The sequence below is a fragment of the Actinomadura logoneensis genome (assembly GCF_003428695.1).
GTDB lineage: Bacteria > Actinomycetota > Actinomycetes > Streptosporangiales > Streptosporangiaceae > Spirillospora > Spirillospora logoneensis.
The window spans coordinates 17,494-32,610 of sequence record NZ_QURH01000332.1; the positions used below are offsets into that span (position 1 = coordinate 17,494).

The 15,117-nt window shown below is 71.1% G+C and carries 17 protein-coding genes; 8 read left to right on the plus strand and 9 right to left on the minus strand.

The annotated features are described in order from the left end of the window. Nucleotides 1–40 precede the first annotated feature (40 nt). On the plus strand, nucleotides 41–955 hold the full coding sequence (gene nudC / locus DZF91_RS21450; protein ID WP_199486783.1) for an NAD(+) diphosphatase: 915 nt from the start codon (nucleotides 41–43) through the stop codon (nucleotides 953–955). Between the two features lie 144 nt (nucleotides 956–1,099). Here the strand turns inward: nudC and DZF91_RS21455 are convergent, their stop codons facing one another. Together DZF91_RS21455 and DZF91_RS21460 are read right to left on the minus strand one after the other, a co-directional pair. Continuing rightward, nucleotides 1,100–1,801, minus strand: coding sequence for a transmembrane-type terpene cyclase (locus DZF91_RS21455; RefSeq protein ID WP_117359241.1), 702 nt, complete (start codon nucleotides 1,799–1,801; stop codon nucleotides 1,100–1,102). A gap of 157 nt (nucleotides 1,802–1,958) precedes the next feature. Continuing rightward, nucleotides 1,959–2,240: a glutaredoxin domain-containing protein gene (locus DZF91_RS21460; RefSeq protein WP_117359242.1), complete on the minus strand. Its 282-nt coding sequence runs from the start codon at nucleotides 2,238–2,240 to the stop codon at nucleotides 1,959–1,961. A gap of 99 nt (nucleotides 2,241–2,339) precedes the next feature. Here DZF91_RS21460 and DZF91_RS21465 point away from each other — a divergent pair, with 99 nt between their 5' ends. Both DZF91_RS21465 and tesB read left to right on the plus strand, forming a co-directional pair. Next, nucleotides 2,340–4,427, plus strand: a complete 2,088-nt coding sequence (locus DZF91_RS21465; RefSeq protein WP_117359243.1) for an ATP-dependent DNA helicase UvrD2 — start codon at nucleotides 2,340–2,342, stop codon at nucleotides 4,425–4,427. Between the two features lie 51 nt (nucleotides 4,428–4,478). Further along, nucleotides 4,479–5,342: an acyl-CoA thioesterase II gene (gene tesB / locus DZF91_RS21470; RefSeq protein WP_117359244.1), complete on the plus strand. Its 864-nt coding sequence runs from the start codon at nucleotides 4,479–4,481 to the stop codon at nucleotides 5,340–5,342. 1,073 nt (nucleotides 5,343–6,415) lie between these two features. On the opposite strand, the gene DZF91_RS38995 is transcribed toward tesB, so the two are convergent. Further along, nucleotides 6,416–6,613 carry a hypothetical protein gene (locus DZF91_RS38995; RefSeq protein ID WP_147341245.1) on the minus strand — a complete coding sequence of 66 codons (198 nt, stop codon included), beginning with the start codon at nucleotides 6,611–6,613 and terminating at the stop codon, nucleotides 6,416–6,418. Between the two features lie 325 nt (nucleotides 6,614–6,938). Here DZF91_RS38995 and DZF91_RS21480 point away from each other — a divergent pair, with 325 nt between their 5' ends. After that, nucleotides 6,939–7,808 carry a hypothetical protein gene (locus DZF91_RS21480; RefSeq protein ID WP_158588002.1) on the plus strand — a complete coding sequence of 290 codons (870 nt, stop codon included), beginning with the start codon at nucleotides 6,939–6,941 and terminating at the stop codon, nucleotides 7,806–7,808. On the opposite strand, the gene DZF91_RS21485 is transcribed toward DZF91_RS21480, so the two are convergent. The 4 genes from DZF91_RS21485 to DZF91_RS21500 form a co-directional block, all read right to left on the minus strand. Then, a complete protein-coding gene (locus DZF91_RS21485) occupies nucleotides 7,805–8,260 on the minus strand; it encodes a DUF488 domain-containing protein (RefSeq protein ID WP_117359257.1) in 456 nt (151 codons plus the stop codon). The two genes, DZF91_RS21480 and DZF91_RS21485, sit on opposite strands and share 4 nt — an antisense overlap. 94 nt (nucleotides 8,261–8,354) lie before the next feature. Beyond that, complete coding sequence (locus DZF91_RS21490; protein ID WP_117359247.1) at nucleotides 8,355–8,990, minus strand: DUF1579 family protein; 636 nt, start codon at nucleotides 8,988–8,990, stop codon at nucleotides 8,355–8,357. Nucleotides 8,991–9,044: 54 nt separating this feature from the next. Beyond that, nucleotides 9,045–9,872, minus strand: coding sequence for an NAD(P)H-binding protein (locus DZF91_RS21495; protein ID WP_117359248.1), 828 nt, complete (start codon nucleotides 9,870–9,872; stop codon nucleotides 9,045–9,047). 8 nt (nucleotides 9,873–9,880) lie between these two features. Continuing rightward, on the minus strand, nucleotides 9,881–10,285 hold the full coding sequence (locus DZF91_RS21500) for a hypothetical protein (RefSeq protein ID WP_117359249.1): 405 nt from the start codon (nucleotides 10,283–10,285) through the stop codon (nucleotides 9,881–9,883). Nucleotides 10,286–10,507: 222 nt separating this feature from the next. Between DZF91_RS21500 and DZF91_RS21505 the strand changes: the two genes are divergently transcribed. Further along, a complete protein-coding gene (locus tag DZF91_RS21505) occupies nucleotides 10,508–12,406 on the plus strand; it encodes a histidine kinase (protein ID WP_147341247.1) in 1,899 nt (632 codons plus the stop codon). Here DZF91_RS21505 and DZF91_RS21510 read toward each other — a convergent pair. Together DZF91_RS21510 and DZF91_RS21520 are read right to left on the minus strand one after the other, a co-directional pair. Then, a complete protein-coding gene (locus DZF91_RS21510; RefSeq protein ID WP_117359258.1) occupies nucleotides 12,332–12,937 on the minus strand; it encodes a response regulator transcription factor in 606 nt (201 codons plus the stop codon). The genes DZF91_RS21505 and DZF91_RS21510 overlap by 75 nt on opposite strands. Nucleotides 12,938–13,262: 325 nt before the next feature. Then, the gene (locus tag DZF91_RS21520) at nucleotides 13,263–13,805 is read right to left on the minus strand and encodes a hypothetical protein (RefSeq protein ID WP_147341248.1); all 543 of its coding nucleotides are present in this window, start codon (nucleotides 13,803–13,805) and stop codon (nucleotides 13,263–13,265) included. Between the two features lie 309 nt (nucleotides 13,806–14,114). Between DZF91_RS21520 and DZF91_RS21525 the strand changes: the two genes are divergently transcribed. From DZF91_RS21525 to DZF91_RS21535, 3 genes are all read left to right on the plus strand, one after another. Beyond that, entirely contained in the window at nucleotides 14,115–14,492 is a 378-nt protein-coding gene (locus DZF91_RS21525) for a hypothetical protein (RefSeq protein ID WP_117359253.1), read from the plus strand. Nucleotides 14,493–14,617: 125 nt separating this feature from the next. Then, nucleotides 14,618–14,896, plus strand: coding sequence for a WhiB family transcriptional regulator (locus DZF91_RS21530; protein ID WP_117359259.1), 279 nt, complete (start codon nucleotides 14,618–14,620; stop codon nucleotides 14,894–14,896). Between the two features lie 16 nt (nucleotides 14,897–14,912). Further along, nucleotides 14,913–15,117, plus strand: a 205-nt coding sequence (locus DZF91_RS21535) for a hypothetical protein (RefSeq protein WP_147341249.1), incomplete at its 3' end; no start/stop codon positions are given.

The following is a 15,117-nucleotide window of genomic DNA, read 5'->3' on the forward strand; positions in this document are numbered from 1 at the left end:
GGCCGGGAAGGACGGCGGGAACCGGGCGGGCGGCGGCCCGCTGGAGTGGCTGGCGCTGGCGCGCGGCACCCTCGACCGGGCCTCCGACCGGCGCACCGACGACGCCTTCCTGGACGCGGCGTGGAACGATCCGCGCAGCCGGGTCCTGGTCGTCCGGGACGGCCAGGTCAACGCCGTCCTCGGCGCCGATCCCGCGCTGGTGCTGCTGCCGACGGGGGAGGCGCCGCCCGGCGACCGCTACTTCCTCGGCGTGGACGCCGACGCCGCCGGGGGAGGGGACGGCACCGCCTACTTCGCCGTCGCCGCCCCGCTCCCGTCCGTGGAGGGCGCCGAGCCGGTCGGGCTGCGCCGCGTGGGCGCGCTGCTGCCCGACCGCGACTCCGGCCTGATGACGCACGCCGTCTCGCTGGAGCACTGGCACGCCACGCACGGCCACTGCCCGCGCTGCGGCGGCGAGACGGAGATCCGGCAGGCCGGGCACGTCCGGCACTGCCCGAACGACGGCAGCGACCACTTCCCGCGCCTCGACCCGGCCGTGATCATGCTGGTCACCGACCAGGACGACCGGCTGCTGCTGGCCCGCGGCCCGCAGTGGCCAGCCGACCGCCGGTCGGTGCTCGCCGGGTTCGTCGAGCCCGGCGAGTCCCTGGAGCAGGCGGTCGCACGCGAGGTGCGCGAGGAGGTCGGGCTGACCGTCCGGGACGTCCGCTACCTGGGCAGCCAGCCGTGGCCGCTGCCGCAGAGCCTGATGGTCGGCTTCTCCGCCGTGGCGGACGGCTCCGAGCCGCTCGTCCCGGACCCGGTCGAGATCCGGGACGCCGCCTGGTTCACCCGGGACGAGCTGACCGAGGCGATGGCGTCCGGCCGCATCGTCGCGCCCGGCCCGCTGTCGATCGCGGCGCAGCTCATCATGCGCTGGTACGGCGGCCCGCTCCCCAAGATGCCCCCGTTCTGACCCCGCAGGACCGGACGGCCCGCCGGCTCGGGCTGCTTGCGGGCTCAGACGGCCGGCGGGCTGAGACAGCCTGCGGGTCAGCAGCCGGCGGGCTGAGACAGCCTGCGGGGTCAGAGGGCACGCGGGCTCAGACGGCCCGCGAGGTCAGGCGGGTTCGGGGACGCGGGAGGTCTCGGACCGGGCCGCCGGGTTCAGCCGGAGCGGGGCGGACGCCGAGCCGCCCGCCTCGCGCCGCGCCACCGCGTAGACCGCGACGAGGTAGGCCAGGTCCAGCACGGCCGTCGTGATCATCAGGTAGGGGAGCAGCGGGCCGTGCCGCCACGGCTCGTCCTGCGCCCAGATCCAGCACGCGCCGGACGCCAGGCCCGTCCCGACGCCCTTGGCGAGCGCGATCCACACCGACTGCCCGCGCGTGGAGCCGCGCGCGACCAGCATCGACAGGAACAGCCCGGACATCATCAGGTTCTGCCCGAACGCGGCGAACGTGGCGAGCCCGTGGTCGAACTGGCGGCTCACCAGGTCCACGCCGAGGTACCCCATGACCAGCACCGACGCCAGCATCCCGAGGAACCCCCAGCGGGGCAGGAAGCGGAACTCGCGCGGCCCGTACGCGACGACCAGGCCCAGGATGACCACGTCGAACCCGAACCAGACGTAGTTGACGACCAGCTGCATCCCGTCGCCCGGCCGGACGAACGAGAAGAGGAACTCCCAGCCGAGGTTGGCGCCGAGCGCCGCCAGCGGCATGCCGTACGTCCTCTCGCGCCACCCGGTGAGGATGATCAGCAGGTAGGTCGCCGTCCAGGCCAGCCCGGAGCCGAGCGACAGCGCGTCCGCCAGGTCCAACGTGAATCCCCTTCGCGATGATCGGAAAGGGCCAGGCTAACCAGGACGAACGCCGCACCGGAACGCCGAAGGCCCTTCCGTTACGCGAACGGAAGGGCCTTCTCGGTCACCGCGGGACGCCCCGGCACGGGGTCGGCCGCGGGAAACGACCGGCCGGTCAGGCGCCGATGAGGCGCTTGACCTCCTTGGCGCTGGGGTTGGTCAGCACGACCTCGCCCGCGTCCGGGGTCTGGATCACGACGGTCGGGACGGTCTGGTTGCCGCCGTTCACGCTCATCACGAACTCGGCGGCCTTGGGGTCGCGCTCGATGTCCACCTCGAACATCTCGATCCCGTCCCGCCCCAGCTGGGTCTTGAGGCGGCGGCAGAACCCGCACCACGTCGTGGTGTACATGGTGATCCGGCCCTGCTCGGGCTTCTCGGCGGCCTGCGTCGTCATCGTTCTCGTCGGCTCCTCACCTGGACGCTCTGGGTTCGTGCACGAACCACAACGCCGGGGCGTCCCCGAGCATTCCGTCCGGCCTGACACCATGGAGGGATGCAGGCGGAGGCGGTGCTGGCGGGACTGGACCCCGAGCAGCGGGCGGTGGCGGAGGCGGTGCGCGGCCCGGTGTGCGTGCTGGCGGGCGCGGGCACGGGCAAGACCCGCGCGATCACGCACCGGATCGCGTACGCGACGCTGACCGGCGTGGTCGCGCCGCAGCGGGTGCTGGCCGTGACGTTCACCACCCGCGCGGCGGGCGAGCTGCGGTCCCGGCTGCGCGCGCTCGGCGCGCCCGGCGTGCAGGCCCGCACGTTCCACGCGGCGGCGCTGCGCCAGCTGTCCTACTTCTGGCCGAAGGTGGTCGGCGGCGACCCGCCGAAGATCATCGAGTCCAAGATCGGGCTGGTCCGGGACGCGGCGCGCGAGTGCGGCCTGCGCGAGTCCGACCCGGCCCGGCTGCGCGACATCGCGTCCGAGATCGAATGGGCCAAGGTCAGCCAGCACCGCCCCGAGGACTACATGGACGCCGCGACCCGGGCGGGCCGCAGACCGTCCACCGACGTGGTGTCGGTCGCCCGCGTCTACGCCGAGTACGACCGGTTGCGCCGCGAGCGCAACCTGCTCGACTTCGAGGGGATGCTGGAGCTCACCGTCGCCGTCCTGCACGACGAGCCGCAGGTGCTCCGGCAGGTCCGCGACCAGTACCGGCACTTCGTGGTGGACGAGTTCCAGGACGTCAACCCGCTGCAGAAGATGCTCCTGGACACCTGGCTCGGCGACCGCGACGACCTGTGCGTCGTCGGCGACCCCAACCAGACGATCTACTCCTTCACCGGCGCGACCTCGTCCTACCTGCTCGACTTCACCCAGCGGTTCGGCGAGGCGAAGGTGGTCCGGCTCGTCCGCGACTACCGCTCGACGCCGCAGGTGGTGAAGCTCGCCAACGACGTGATCGGACGCGCCCGGGGCGACGCGGCCAAGCGGCACAGGCTGGAACTGGTCGCCCAGCGCGAGGACGGCCCGGACCCGGTCTTCAGCGAGTACGGCGACGACGCGTCCGAGGTCGCCGACGTCGCGCGGCGCTGCCGCAAGCTCATCGAGGAGGGCGTCCCGGCCCGCGAGATCGCGATCCTGTTCCGGATCAACGCGCAGTCGGCCCGCGTCGAGGAGGCGCTGAACGACGCGGGCGTCCCGTACGTCGTGCGCGGCGCGGAGCGGTTCTTCGAGCGTCCCGAGGTCCGCGAGGCCGTCGTCCGGCTGCGCGGCGCCGCCCGCGCCGGCGGGGACGCCGAGCTGGACGGCCTCGGGCTGATCCAGACCGTCCGGCACGTCCTGACGGGCGCGGGCCTCACCGACACCCCGCCGGACGGCGCGGGCGCGGCCCGGTCCCGCTGGGAGTCCCTGGCGGCGCTCGCCCAGCTCGCCGAGGACATGGCCGTCGAGAACCCGTCCGCCGGGCTGCCCGACTTCGTCGCCGAACTGGAGGAGCGCGCCGCCGCGCAGCACGCGCCGACCCTGGAGGGCGTCACCCTCGCGTCCCTGCACGCCACCAAGGGCCTGGAGTGGGACGCGGTCTTCATCATCGGCCTCACCGACGGCATGGTCCCGATCAAGTACGCCGAGACCTCCGACCAGATCGAGGAGGAGCGCCGCCTCCTCTACGTCGGCGTCACCCGCGCGCGGGCGCACCTGCACCTGTCGTGGGCGCTGTCCCGCGACCCCGGCGGCGAGCGCTACCGGCAGCCCTCCCGCTTCCTGGACGGCCTCACCGGCAGGTTCGGCACGCCCACGCCCGCCCGCGTGGACCGGACGGCGTCCCGCCGCGCCCGCCGCTCCGGGCCGCGGCCGTGCCGGGTCTGCGGCCGTCCGCTGACCGCCGCGATCGAGCAGAAGCTCGGCCGCTGCGAGGACTGCCCCGCCGAGCTGAACGAGGAGGTCCTCCTCGCGCTCAAGGACTGGCGCGCCCGCACCGCCGAGGAGCGCCGCGAACCGGCGTTCGTGGTCTTCACCGACTCCACCCTGCAGGCCATCGCCGAGCGCGCCCCGTCCACCCTGGACGAGCTGGCCCAGATCCCCGGCGTCGGCCGCGTCAAGCTCGACCGCTTCGGCCCGGACGTCCTGTCCCTGCTCAACGGCCGCTGACCCGGGGGGTGAGAGCCCGCTCACACGCCCCCGTTTGGGACACTGATCCGCGTGAAGGAATCAGTGAAGGCGCTGCTGGACATCCTCGACCTGGAACAGATCGAGAACGACATCTTCCGAGGCCGCAGCCCCGAGGACCGGCAGCAGCGGGTGTTCGGCGGCCAGGTCGCCGGCCAGGCCCTGGTCGCCGCCGGACGCACCGTCCCGCCGACCCGCGCCGTGCACTCGCTGCACGCCTACTTCATCCGCCCGGGCGACCCGCTGGTGCCGATCGTCTACCAGGTCGACCGCGTCCGCGACGGCCGCTCCTTCACCACCCGCCGCGTCCTGGCCATCCAGCACGGCAAGGCGATCTTCAGCCTGTCGGCGTCCTTCCAGATCGCCGAGGACGGCCCGACCCACCACGCGCCCATGCCGGACGCCCCGGACCCCGAGTCCCTGCCCACCGCCCTGGACCGCCTCATCCCGGTCTTCGGCGAGCGCGCCGCCACCGAGTTCGTCAACCGCCGCCCCTTCGACGTCCGGCACGCGACCCCGCTGACCTGGGAGGCTGCCAAGGACCCGGCCCTGGCCACCCCCGAGTCCAAGGTCTGGCTCAAGGTCGACGACGACCTCCCCGAGGACCCGCTCCTGCACGTCTGCCTCATGACCTACGCCTCGGACATGACGCTCCTCGACACCGTCCTGCTGAACCACGGCCTGGCCTGGGGCGACAAGCGCACCATGGGCGCCTCCCTGGACCACGCCATGTGGTTCCACAAGCCCTTCCGCACCGACGACTGGCTCCTCTACTACCAGGAGACCCCCTTCGCCGGCGGCGCACGCGGCCTGGCCCGAGGCCAGATCTTCACCCGAGACGGCGACCTGGTCGCCTCGGTGATGCAAGAGGGCCTCATCCGCGTAACCGACACCTGACCAGCAGGAACACCCTTCTCGACGTGAGCCCGGCGCGTCGGCCGCGGCCAACGGCCGACCGCCGCACTCAGACGGGCGCGCACAGCCCTACGCGCGCCACAGCCCTACGCGCGCCACTGCCCGACGACGTCCTTCGCTGCCATAGCGCATCCCTCATCCGGTCTTCTGTGCCAGAGGTATGCCGATCTCGACCCACGCTGCAGGCCGACCGGCCCGTCCACCACTACTAGCCTCGACGGCTGCGATTGCTCGCAAGTAGTAAAAGAACGGACGATGCGGTCGCGGTTGATCCGCTGATCAGGGCTACATAAAAAGTCAGCGGGCCGCTAGGCCATGCCGACATGGCGCGGACGGAGTCCTGTTGTGCAGCGTCCTTATGGCGGAGTTAATGGCAGTGATTGCATTGCCGACCTAGCTCGACTTGCGCTTTGCTCCGATCAGCAGGACTGCGGGGATTGTGATGGCCAGTATGGGGGTCATGAGGATGATTGCTACGAGCATCCCCGTTTTGAGACTGCCGGCGATCAGCCCCACCGCGAATGCTGCGGCCAAGCCGGCCACGACTATAAGAACTTGTGCTCGGCTCATTGGCTCACCCTTTCTTCGGTTGGTGGGGGTTCGTTGGAACCCGACCTGTGATCACTCTCGAGTGGCTCTTGTGCTCGTCTGCTTACGCAGCCGCCGAGCTCCCCGGAGGATGTACCCACCTACAATGAACAGGCCAAGAGCGACGATCGTGCAGCCGGTGGCGAGTCCCCAATCACCTCTGGCGATCCCTGTCCAAGTCAGCATTGCAAGGAGCAGGACGACGACCCCCATGGCGATGAAGTACATCCCGAGTCGAGGGGCCTAGGAGTGCAGGCACGCGTGGATCGTCGCTCATGATTTCCTACAGGGAGAGAATGTTTGCCCGAACCACAAGTTGCTTGCTGTGCCGAGAGCGAGGTCGGTCCGGGCTTGGCCACTTCGATTTCCGCTGGCCTTGGCGCGCGAGGGTCGCTGGCTGAATGACGCGGTGGAGTCTTTTGGAGGGACACATATGCTCTCTCCAGTGGGCTGGCGAGATTCCTGCATCAGCACGAGGCCTGCCCATGCTTGAGCTTCTCAAACCTTGACTTTTGTTGCACGTCGGCGAGAGTAACCGCCGTGAACGCCGACATCTGCTTCAGTGACGCAACGCCCGGTTCGCTGCATTCCATCAGGCGCGGCAGCGCTTCGAGAAAGCCATGTACATGAACGAGCCTTTTCATCTTGGGCTCTGACCAGCTCACGGATGGTCCGCGTGTGCGGCGAGCTGGTGCGCGATTGTCTTGATCACCGCGTTCGCCCGTGGGAGACAGCACCCGCGCAAGGTCATCTACGTGAACGGCGACCCACAGGTCCCCGCCAACGGCGTTGCCGTGGCCCGTGGCGTGGCGACTCTATGGCCGGTTTGCGAGAACGCGGGGGCGCATTCGGTGGGGGGTTTGGTGGTTGGTGTTCGGGGGGCCTCGGCTTTCGGGGGTTGGTGGCCGGTGGTGGTCGGGTGGGCGTCGGGGTGGGGTGGGGGTGGTACGTCACGGTTCGGGGGCCGGGTTGGAGTGAGGGAGCGCGGCCATGGGGGTTTGGGCTGACCAGCCGTCGTTGTTCGGACCTGATCCTGATGAGCCGCTGGTCAAACCCGCCGGGACGTCGCTGATCCCCATGCGGGTGATGATCACGGTGAAGGCGGCGCCGAATCCGTCGCAGGTGTACGGCGAGACGGTGTGCGTGGCCGGAATCCGCCTGGACACCGACCGGCCGCAGTGGGTGCGGCTGTATCCGATCAACTTCCGGGCGTTGGAGGACGAGAGGCAGTTCCGCAAGTACGACGTGGTGAAGTTGCGGGCGCGTCCCAGTTCGCGCGACCCGCGGCCGGAGAGTTTCCGGCCCGAGCTGGGCAGTGTGGTCGGTGATGGCCGGATGAGCACCTGGGAGCGGCGGCGGCCGTTCGTGGTGGACCTGGTGAACAAGTCGATGTGCCAGGTTTTCCAGGACGCTCGGGACGGACGGCCCGGCAGTGTGGCCTCCATGGCGGCGATCCGTCCCCGCAAGGTGCAGGACCTGGAGATACGGCCGCATCCGGGATGGAGTCCGGCGGAGAAAAAGAAGATCGACGCCTATGTGCGGCAACTCGCCTTGGACGAGGACGGGCCCCGCACGCCGCTGCAGGCGCCCCGGTTCAAGGGCTGGTACCGGTACCTGTGCCAGTCGCCCGACTGTAAGGGGCACCTGCAGGGCCTGTACGACTGGGAGTTCGTCCGGTTGCAGCGCCGCCTGACCGGCCTGGACGATGCCGAGGCGATCGCGGAGCTGCGGTCGAAGTTTCTGGACACCATGTGCGCGCCGGACCGCGAGACCGTGTTCTACGTCGGCAACATGCAGAAACGCATGTCCTCGTTCATCATCGGCGGGGTCTTCTACCCGCCTGTCGGAACGCGGCGCTAGACGCGCATGTGCTCCTGGAGGACGGTCTGGACGACGTCGCGGTGGCAGTGGCGCTGGTCGGCCTCGAAGCACAGCAGCGCCACCCGGCGTTCCTTGGCCAGTGCCGCGATCGCGGCGAGCTGTTGGCGGGCGGGTGCGGTGTCGATGTGGGAGGCGTAGCGGGCCTTGGCCTCGTCCAACTCGGTTGGGCCCGCGGCGAATCCGGGCCGGTTGTCCTTGGGGTTGCCCAGCTCGCGCATGTGCAGGTAGTCGATCCCGGCGTCGGCGAGCGCGGCGGCCAGGGCGCGCTTGGAAAAACCGCGCTTGCGGGAGATCGGCGTCAACCGGACGTCCACCACCGTGCCGACTCCTTCGGTGGCCAGCCGGTCCAGGAAGGAGTCCAGGTCGTGGCCCTGGTAGCCCAGGCCGGTGACGCCATTCAGCGGGATGGGACTCTCGTGGGGGCTGAGCATGCCGCCCACTTTTCCATCGGACGGCCGACCGAGGCGCCGGTTGCCGCGCGTTCGTTACCCCGCACCGGTGAAGTGCGGGGTCCCGGGCCGCCTCCTACCTGATCCTCCTGGTGTAGACGACGCGGTCGGCGAGGCGTTCCTTCTGGCCGGGCGGGGTGAAGTAGAGGTCGAAGGTGGGATGGCCGTTTCGCGGGAGGCTGATGACGGTGCGCATGGGGATGGTCTTGCCGTAGTAGCGGGGTCCGAGCAGGCCGGGGTCGGTGAATTCGCCGGGAATGGAGAGGACGGACGGTGTTCCGGTGACCGGCTTTCCCCTGTACGTCATCGCGACCGGAGTGACGCTGTCGAACGTCGTCCATTCGTACCGGCGGTCGATGTTGGAGAAGCCGAGGATGCCGAGCCGGTAGTAGTGGTTGCCGGCGAGGGTCCCTTCGGTCCTCTCCTCCAGGAAACGTCCTCCGGTCTTTCCGATCCAGCGCGTTCGGACGGTGATGTCGCGCGAGACGACCGGCTTTCCGCCACCCAGGATGTAGTTGGTCTTGACCGCCTTCCACGTCCCGACCAGCGGGTCGAGGCGACGGTGGTACGGGCCGGGATCGAGGACGCCGGACGGGGCGGCGGCGTCCCGCCGGGGCGCGGTGGCCGGGGACGGGACGGATGCGCCCGCCGCACCGGCCAACCCGGTGACGAGGACGACCGCGGCGACCGGAACGGACAGTTTCTTCATCATGCTTCGCACTCCGTTGAAAAGATGAGGACGACCGACTGCACGTCGTCAAAAAGGTCAGCGGAACGACTCCGCGTGGGCCGCCGCCCATTGCGCGAAAGTCCGGGGCGGACGTCCGGTCACCTCTTGGACGTCCGGCTGCACCTTGGATTCGTCGAGAAAACCGTCGGTGTAAAAACGGAAGAAGGCGTCGACGTACTCGGCCGGCATGTTCTCCGCCATTTCGGTTCGCGCCTCTTCCTCCGTCAGTCCCACACAGCGCAGGTCTCGGCCGAGCACCTCGGAGAGGACGGCGACCTGGTCGGAAGGCAGCAAGGGCTCCGGGCCGGTCAGTTCGTAGACGCGTCCCTCGTGGCCGTCGCCGGTCAGCGCCGCCGCGGCGACGGCCGCGATGTCCCGCGGGTCGATGCACGCGGTCGCCGCGTCAGCGAACGGCACGCGCACCGTGTCACCCGTCCGGAGCTGGGGCGCCCAGCGCAGCGCGTTCGACATGAAGGCGCGCGGACGCAGGAGCGTCCAGGTCAGCCCGGACGCGCGGACGGCCCGTTCGGACAGCGTCATGTACCGGGACACCGCGTTGCTCATGTCCTCCAGCGCGGCCGATCCGCCGGACAGCAGCACCACATGCCGCACGCCCGCGTCCCGCGCCCGGGCCAGCAAGCCCGGCATGTCCGCATATCCCGGCAGCAAGAACAGTCCACGGACCCGCTCGAAGGCCTCGCTCAGCGAGCCGGGATCGTTCAGGTCGCCGAGGACGGGCCGGGCTCCGTCCGGCAACCGGGCGTCCGGACGCCGGACCAGCGCCGAGACCGGGGCGCCCGTCGCGAGCAGCACGCGGGTCAGCTCCGTGCCGACATTGCCCGTCGCGCCTGTGACCAGGAACATCGTTCCTCCTAGAGTTCTCGGATGAGCCCGGCCGCCAGCGCGACGAGCGCGACGGCGATCGCGAGTGCCCCGATCCGGGTCAGCGTCGTCCCGAACGAGCGCGCGCCGGCTCGGCCGATCCCGAGGTGGACGAAGAACCCGCCCGACTGGGCCAGCACGCCGCCGAGCAGAACCGTGCCGAACGTCCATTCCAGGCCGTCGGAGTACCGGGCGCGGGGCAGGTAGAGGAAGTAGGCCAGCGTCAGCACCAGCAGGACGCCGGCGTGCGCGTGTCCGGCGCGGAAGAAGCGTTCGCGCAGCTCACCCAGCCTGTCGTGGTCCGTCGTGACGAACTTCAGCAGCGCGTGGCCGCCGAATTCGACCGTGACGATCGCCAGGAGCGCCACGATCGGCAGCACCTCGACCGGTTCCATCAGACGCCGCCCACCCCGGACGGTGCGACCGTCCCCGCCGCGCGCCCCGCCGTGCACTTCCTCGCCCGTCCCTCCGGGCGCCCTCTCGCGCTTCCCATCCCGTTCCCCTTCGCAGCGAGTGATCGTTTCTGGCGATCGCGATGCTCGCAGCGGGCCGGACGGACCCGATAGTGTCCGCTGTCACCGGCTGGATATGCATTTGTCACGGTCTCGGGGAGGCGTGTGGAGCGGTCTTCCGACGCCCCGCCGCCGTGGCCGGTCTGCGGAATGCTGTGGGCGTCCCTCGGCGTCCTCTTCGCCGTCCGGGCCACGGCCGGGTTCGACGGCGGCTGGGGACCGCCCGGCGTGCTCCTCGCCGCCACCTCGTATCCGCCGCTCATCGCGCTCCTGGCGCTGCGCCGCGGGCCCACCGTCCGCTACGCGCTGCTGGCCTGTGTCGTGCTGCTCTACCTCGTGCCGTTCCCGATCCTCGGATGGCAGTGGGAGTGGATGCCGTGGACGGTCGCCGCCGCCGTCCTCTGCGCGCTCCCCACACGCTGGGCCTGGCCGCTGTTCGTGTTGGTGGTGGCCGCGACCGGGCTGGCGTACACGCTGACCGGCAGCACGGGCGCCGAGGCCGTCGCCCGCATGGTCGTCGTGGCGGACGACGGTCTCATCGTGTTCGGGGAGGCCGCGCTGGTCGGAACCGTCATCCGGCTGTCCGCCGCGCGGGAGGAGCTGGCCCGCCTCGCGCTGGCGCGCGAACGCCTGCGGCTGGACGGCGAGCTCCGGGACGCGCTGGGCGGACGGCTCCAGGCGATCGCCTTCCGGATGCGCAAGGCGGTCCGCGAGGACGCCCCGCACGCGCGGCACGACATACGCGAGGCGGCGGAGCTCGCCCGCCGCACGCTGGCCGACATCCGGGCCACGGCCGCCGCCTACCGCGCCGGTCCCCTCCCCCTGAGCCCGACGCCGGTCGAGTCGCCGCGCCCGGCACGGCGCGTGCTGCTCGCGGTGCTCGTCATCCAGTGCGTCCTCGTGCTGACGAACCTCTCCATCTACGAGGACCTGGGACTCACCCACGTCGGGCCGCTGAAAGTCACGCTCGCGGTGCTCGGCCTGTGCGCGATCGTCGTCCTGCAGACGCTGCCGCAGACCCGTGCCGTCTTCGCGGCCCAGGCGCTGCTGATCGTGCTGCCCATCTTCGTCGTCCACATCACCTGGGACCGGCTGCTGAGCTTCTTCACCGGCGCGCTGCTGCTCCGGGTCCGCCGCCCGTACTCGTGGGCGCTCGTCGGCGTGGTGCTGGCCGCCCATCTGGCGCTGCTCCGCCACGAGGGCAGGTGGGCGCTGCCCAACGACCTCGCGGCCATCGGCGGGCACGTGCTGCTCATGTGGCTGGTGTACTCGCTCGGCCGTCTCACCGCGCTGGCGGACGTGCTCGAACGGGCCCGCCACGACCTCGCCGAGAGCGCGGTACGGCGGGAGCGCACCCGGATCGCCCGCGACCTGCACGACGTCCTCGGCTCCAGTCTCTCGGCCGTCGCGCTCAAGGGGGAGCTCGCCGAACGCCTCCTCGACACCGCCCCGGAGCGGGCCAGGGCCGAGCTCGCGTCCCTCGGCCCGATGGCGGAACGGGCGATCGCCGAACTGGACGCCATCGTCGTCGACCGCGTCGAGCTCACGCTGACGAGCGAGATCGACGCGGCCCGCCGGATGCTGGAGTCCGCCGGCGTCGAGACGACCGTGGACGTGGAGTGCGCGCCGCCGCCGGCCGCGATCGACACCGCGCTGGCCGTCGTCCTGCGCGAGACCGTCACCAACGTCCTCCGCCACAGCCGGGCCGCGACCTGCGAGATCACCATCTCGGAGAGCGCGGGCACCGTCCGGCTCCACGTCCTCAACGACGGAGCCGTCGCCGAGAGTGGGACGGACGCGGAACGGAACGCCCCGGCGGAGGACCCGAGGCGGGGCACCGGGCTCGCCAACCTGGCGCAGCGCACCGGGGGACGGCTCACGGCCGGGCACCGCCCCGGCGGCCGGTTCGAGGTGACCGCCGAGTTCCGGTCAGATCCAGTCGGACTCCGTCGCGATCCGGATGGCGTCGACCCGGTTCCGGGCGCCCAGCTTGGTGACCGCTGAGCTCAGGTAGTTCCGGACGGTGCCGTAGGTGAGGAAGAGCCGCTCGGCGATCTGCGCCGGATGCGCGCCCGTCGCCGACATGCGCAGCACCTCGGTCTCCCGCTGGGTGAGCGGGCTCTCGGGCGCCTGGAGCGCGGCGAGCGCCAGCGCCTGGTCCACCACGCGCCCGCCGCCGGCGACCGTCCGGATCGCGGCCACGAGGTCCGCCTGCCGGATGTCCTTGGCGACGAACGCGTCCACCCGCGCGCCGAGCGCCCTGCGCAACGTGCCCGGCTTGGTGATCGCCGTCAGGATGAGGACGCGGCACCCGGGTGACCGCACCCGCAGTTCGGCCGCCGCTGCGATGCCGTCCATCCCGGGCAGCCCGATGTCGATCACGGCCACGTCCACCCGGTGCTCCAGCGCCGCGGGCACGATGTCCTCGCCCGCCGCGACCTCGGCCACCACCTCGATGTCGCTCTCCAACGACAGCAACCCGACGAGCGCCTCGCGGAGAATGGTCATGTCCTCCGCGACGAGAACTCTGATCACGCCGTCTCCGAGCACCCACCCCGTCCGCCGGACGCGGCCGGTACGCCCACGCAGGATAGCCGCGCAGACCGCCCACCCGTTGGCCCAGCCGTCCGGCGGACCGGCCGCCCGGCCGTCGGGGCGGGCGCGCTTCACCGCTCATCGCCGTCAACGACGAAAAAGTCGGTATCCGCCGTCAACGACGGGAAGCCGGGACCGCCGTCAACGACGGGAAGGCGGCATCCGCCGTCGACGACGGGAAGCCGGAACGCGGCCCCGCCGTCATCGTGGTGACCGACACCGCGGTCCGCCAACCCCGGGACGGCCCGCACCGGCGGTGGAACTGTCAGAGGTTCTCGAAGCGGACGGTGTAGGTCGCCTCGTAGACGCCGTGCGCGTCGTCGTGCCGGACCTTCGGCTGGTAGTCGGGCGCCGTGCGCTTCAGGGCGGCGCGGAGCCGGGCGACCAGCACGTCGCTCGGCGGCGGGGTGATGCCGAGGCGGGCGAGGAGCTCGGCGCGGTACTCCGCGAAGTCGGGATCGTCCTCGGTCCACGACTCCTCGGCGTCCTCGACCGTCCCGCCGTAGTCGAGGTCGCGCCAGTACGGCAGCGCGGCGATGAGCGTGACGGCCTCGGTGAGGTCGGCGGCGATGAGCGCCGCGCCGCCCTCGGAGTCGGTGTAGAGGACGGGACCGTCCACCCCGCCGCACAGGAAGTAGGTGCCGCCCGCGCCGTCCCCGGCGATCGGCGTCAGGGACATTCCCGACTCGAGGAACACCGCCTCCACCGGATCGCGCTGCCGGAGGTCGAAATCGCACGGGTAGGTGAGCAGGTCGACGAGGTCTTGGTCGCCCTCGATCCGCCGGAGCAGGGCTTCGTTGTCGGACATGGCGCACATCCTGCCGGTCCGCTCCGACATCCACCCGCGTTCCGGTCGGTCGCGCTCCTGACCGGATGCGGCGAGTTCATGATCATCGGACGCGGGCCGGGGGTAGGCTGTGGGCAGCGGCGGGCGATCGCTCCGACGCGCGGGAAGCGGTGCGGGTTCCGGTGAGACGGGCCACAAAACCGCAGGTCAAAAATATCTTGCTGATTTCCCGCGGAGCGCCGTACGCTCGTGGACGAACATTCAGCAGTCGAACGACTGGATCTTGGTCCGGCGGTCGGCACGAGAACCCGAAAGGTGGTGTGTGGTCCGGTGAGCAACACGATCTCGATGAACGCGTGGCAGAGCGGGGCTGCCCCCTGCCCGGCGTTCTCGGCCGCCTATGCCGGCGCCGAAGCCGTTTCCGTCCGCACCGGACTCCTCGGTGTCGCGGCGAAACTCGGCGGCGGCGTCCAGCGGAAGATCGAGCGGTCCCTGATCGTCCTCGAGGGCTCCGGCCTGTTCGAGAACGGTCCGCGACTGCGCGGTCTGATGCAGCAGGTGTCCCGTGATGAGCAGGGGCGCAGTGTCTTCGCAGCCGATTTCGCGGAAGGCGCTCAGCGCACCGCTCCGGCCACGACCCACGTGAACGTCACCTCCCCGGAGGGCGACGAGTCGGGTCCGTATCCCCGGAGGCGACGACCGGTCTAGAACCAGACCGGCGAGCCCCCGGGCCGCGGATTCCGACACCGGAATCCGCGGCCTTTCTCTTTGTCCAGACAGACCCGACGACACGAACCCGTTGAGATCCAACGAGAGGAACAAGGGTGACCGTGATGCAGGGGGCTCTCGCGATGAGCGACGAGGACCTGACTCTGCCCTGCCGGACCGACCCGGAGCTCTTCTTCGCCGAGGCACCCGCCGACGTCGAGCTCGCCAAGGCGCTCTGCCTGGAGTGCCCGCTCCGCCGCGAATGCCTCGCCGGAGCGCTGGAGCGCAAGGAGCCCTGGGGTGTGTGGGGAGGCGAGCTGTTCGTCCGCGGCGTCGTCGTCCCGCGCAAGCGCCCGCGCGGCCGTCCCCGGAAGCACCCGCTTCCGGACCAGGTGACCGCGTGACCCGGCGATGACCCCGATGCCGACCCTTCACATCGAGGCACAGGGCGGCGCGACCGTCGAGTCGCGCCGCCCCGTCCCCCAGGAGACCGAGATGAACTTGCTCAGCCAGGACCTTTCCCGGGAGCGAATACCCGCCCGGGCGGACGCGGCGGACACGGCCGTCATGGCCGACGCCGCGGAGCTGCGGGCGGCCCGGGTGCGGGCGCTGCGCCGGGCCAGGC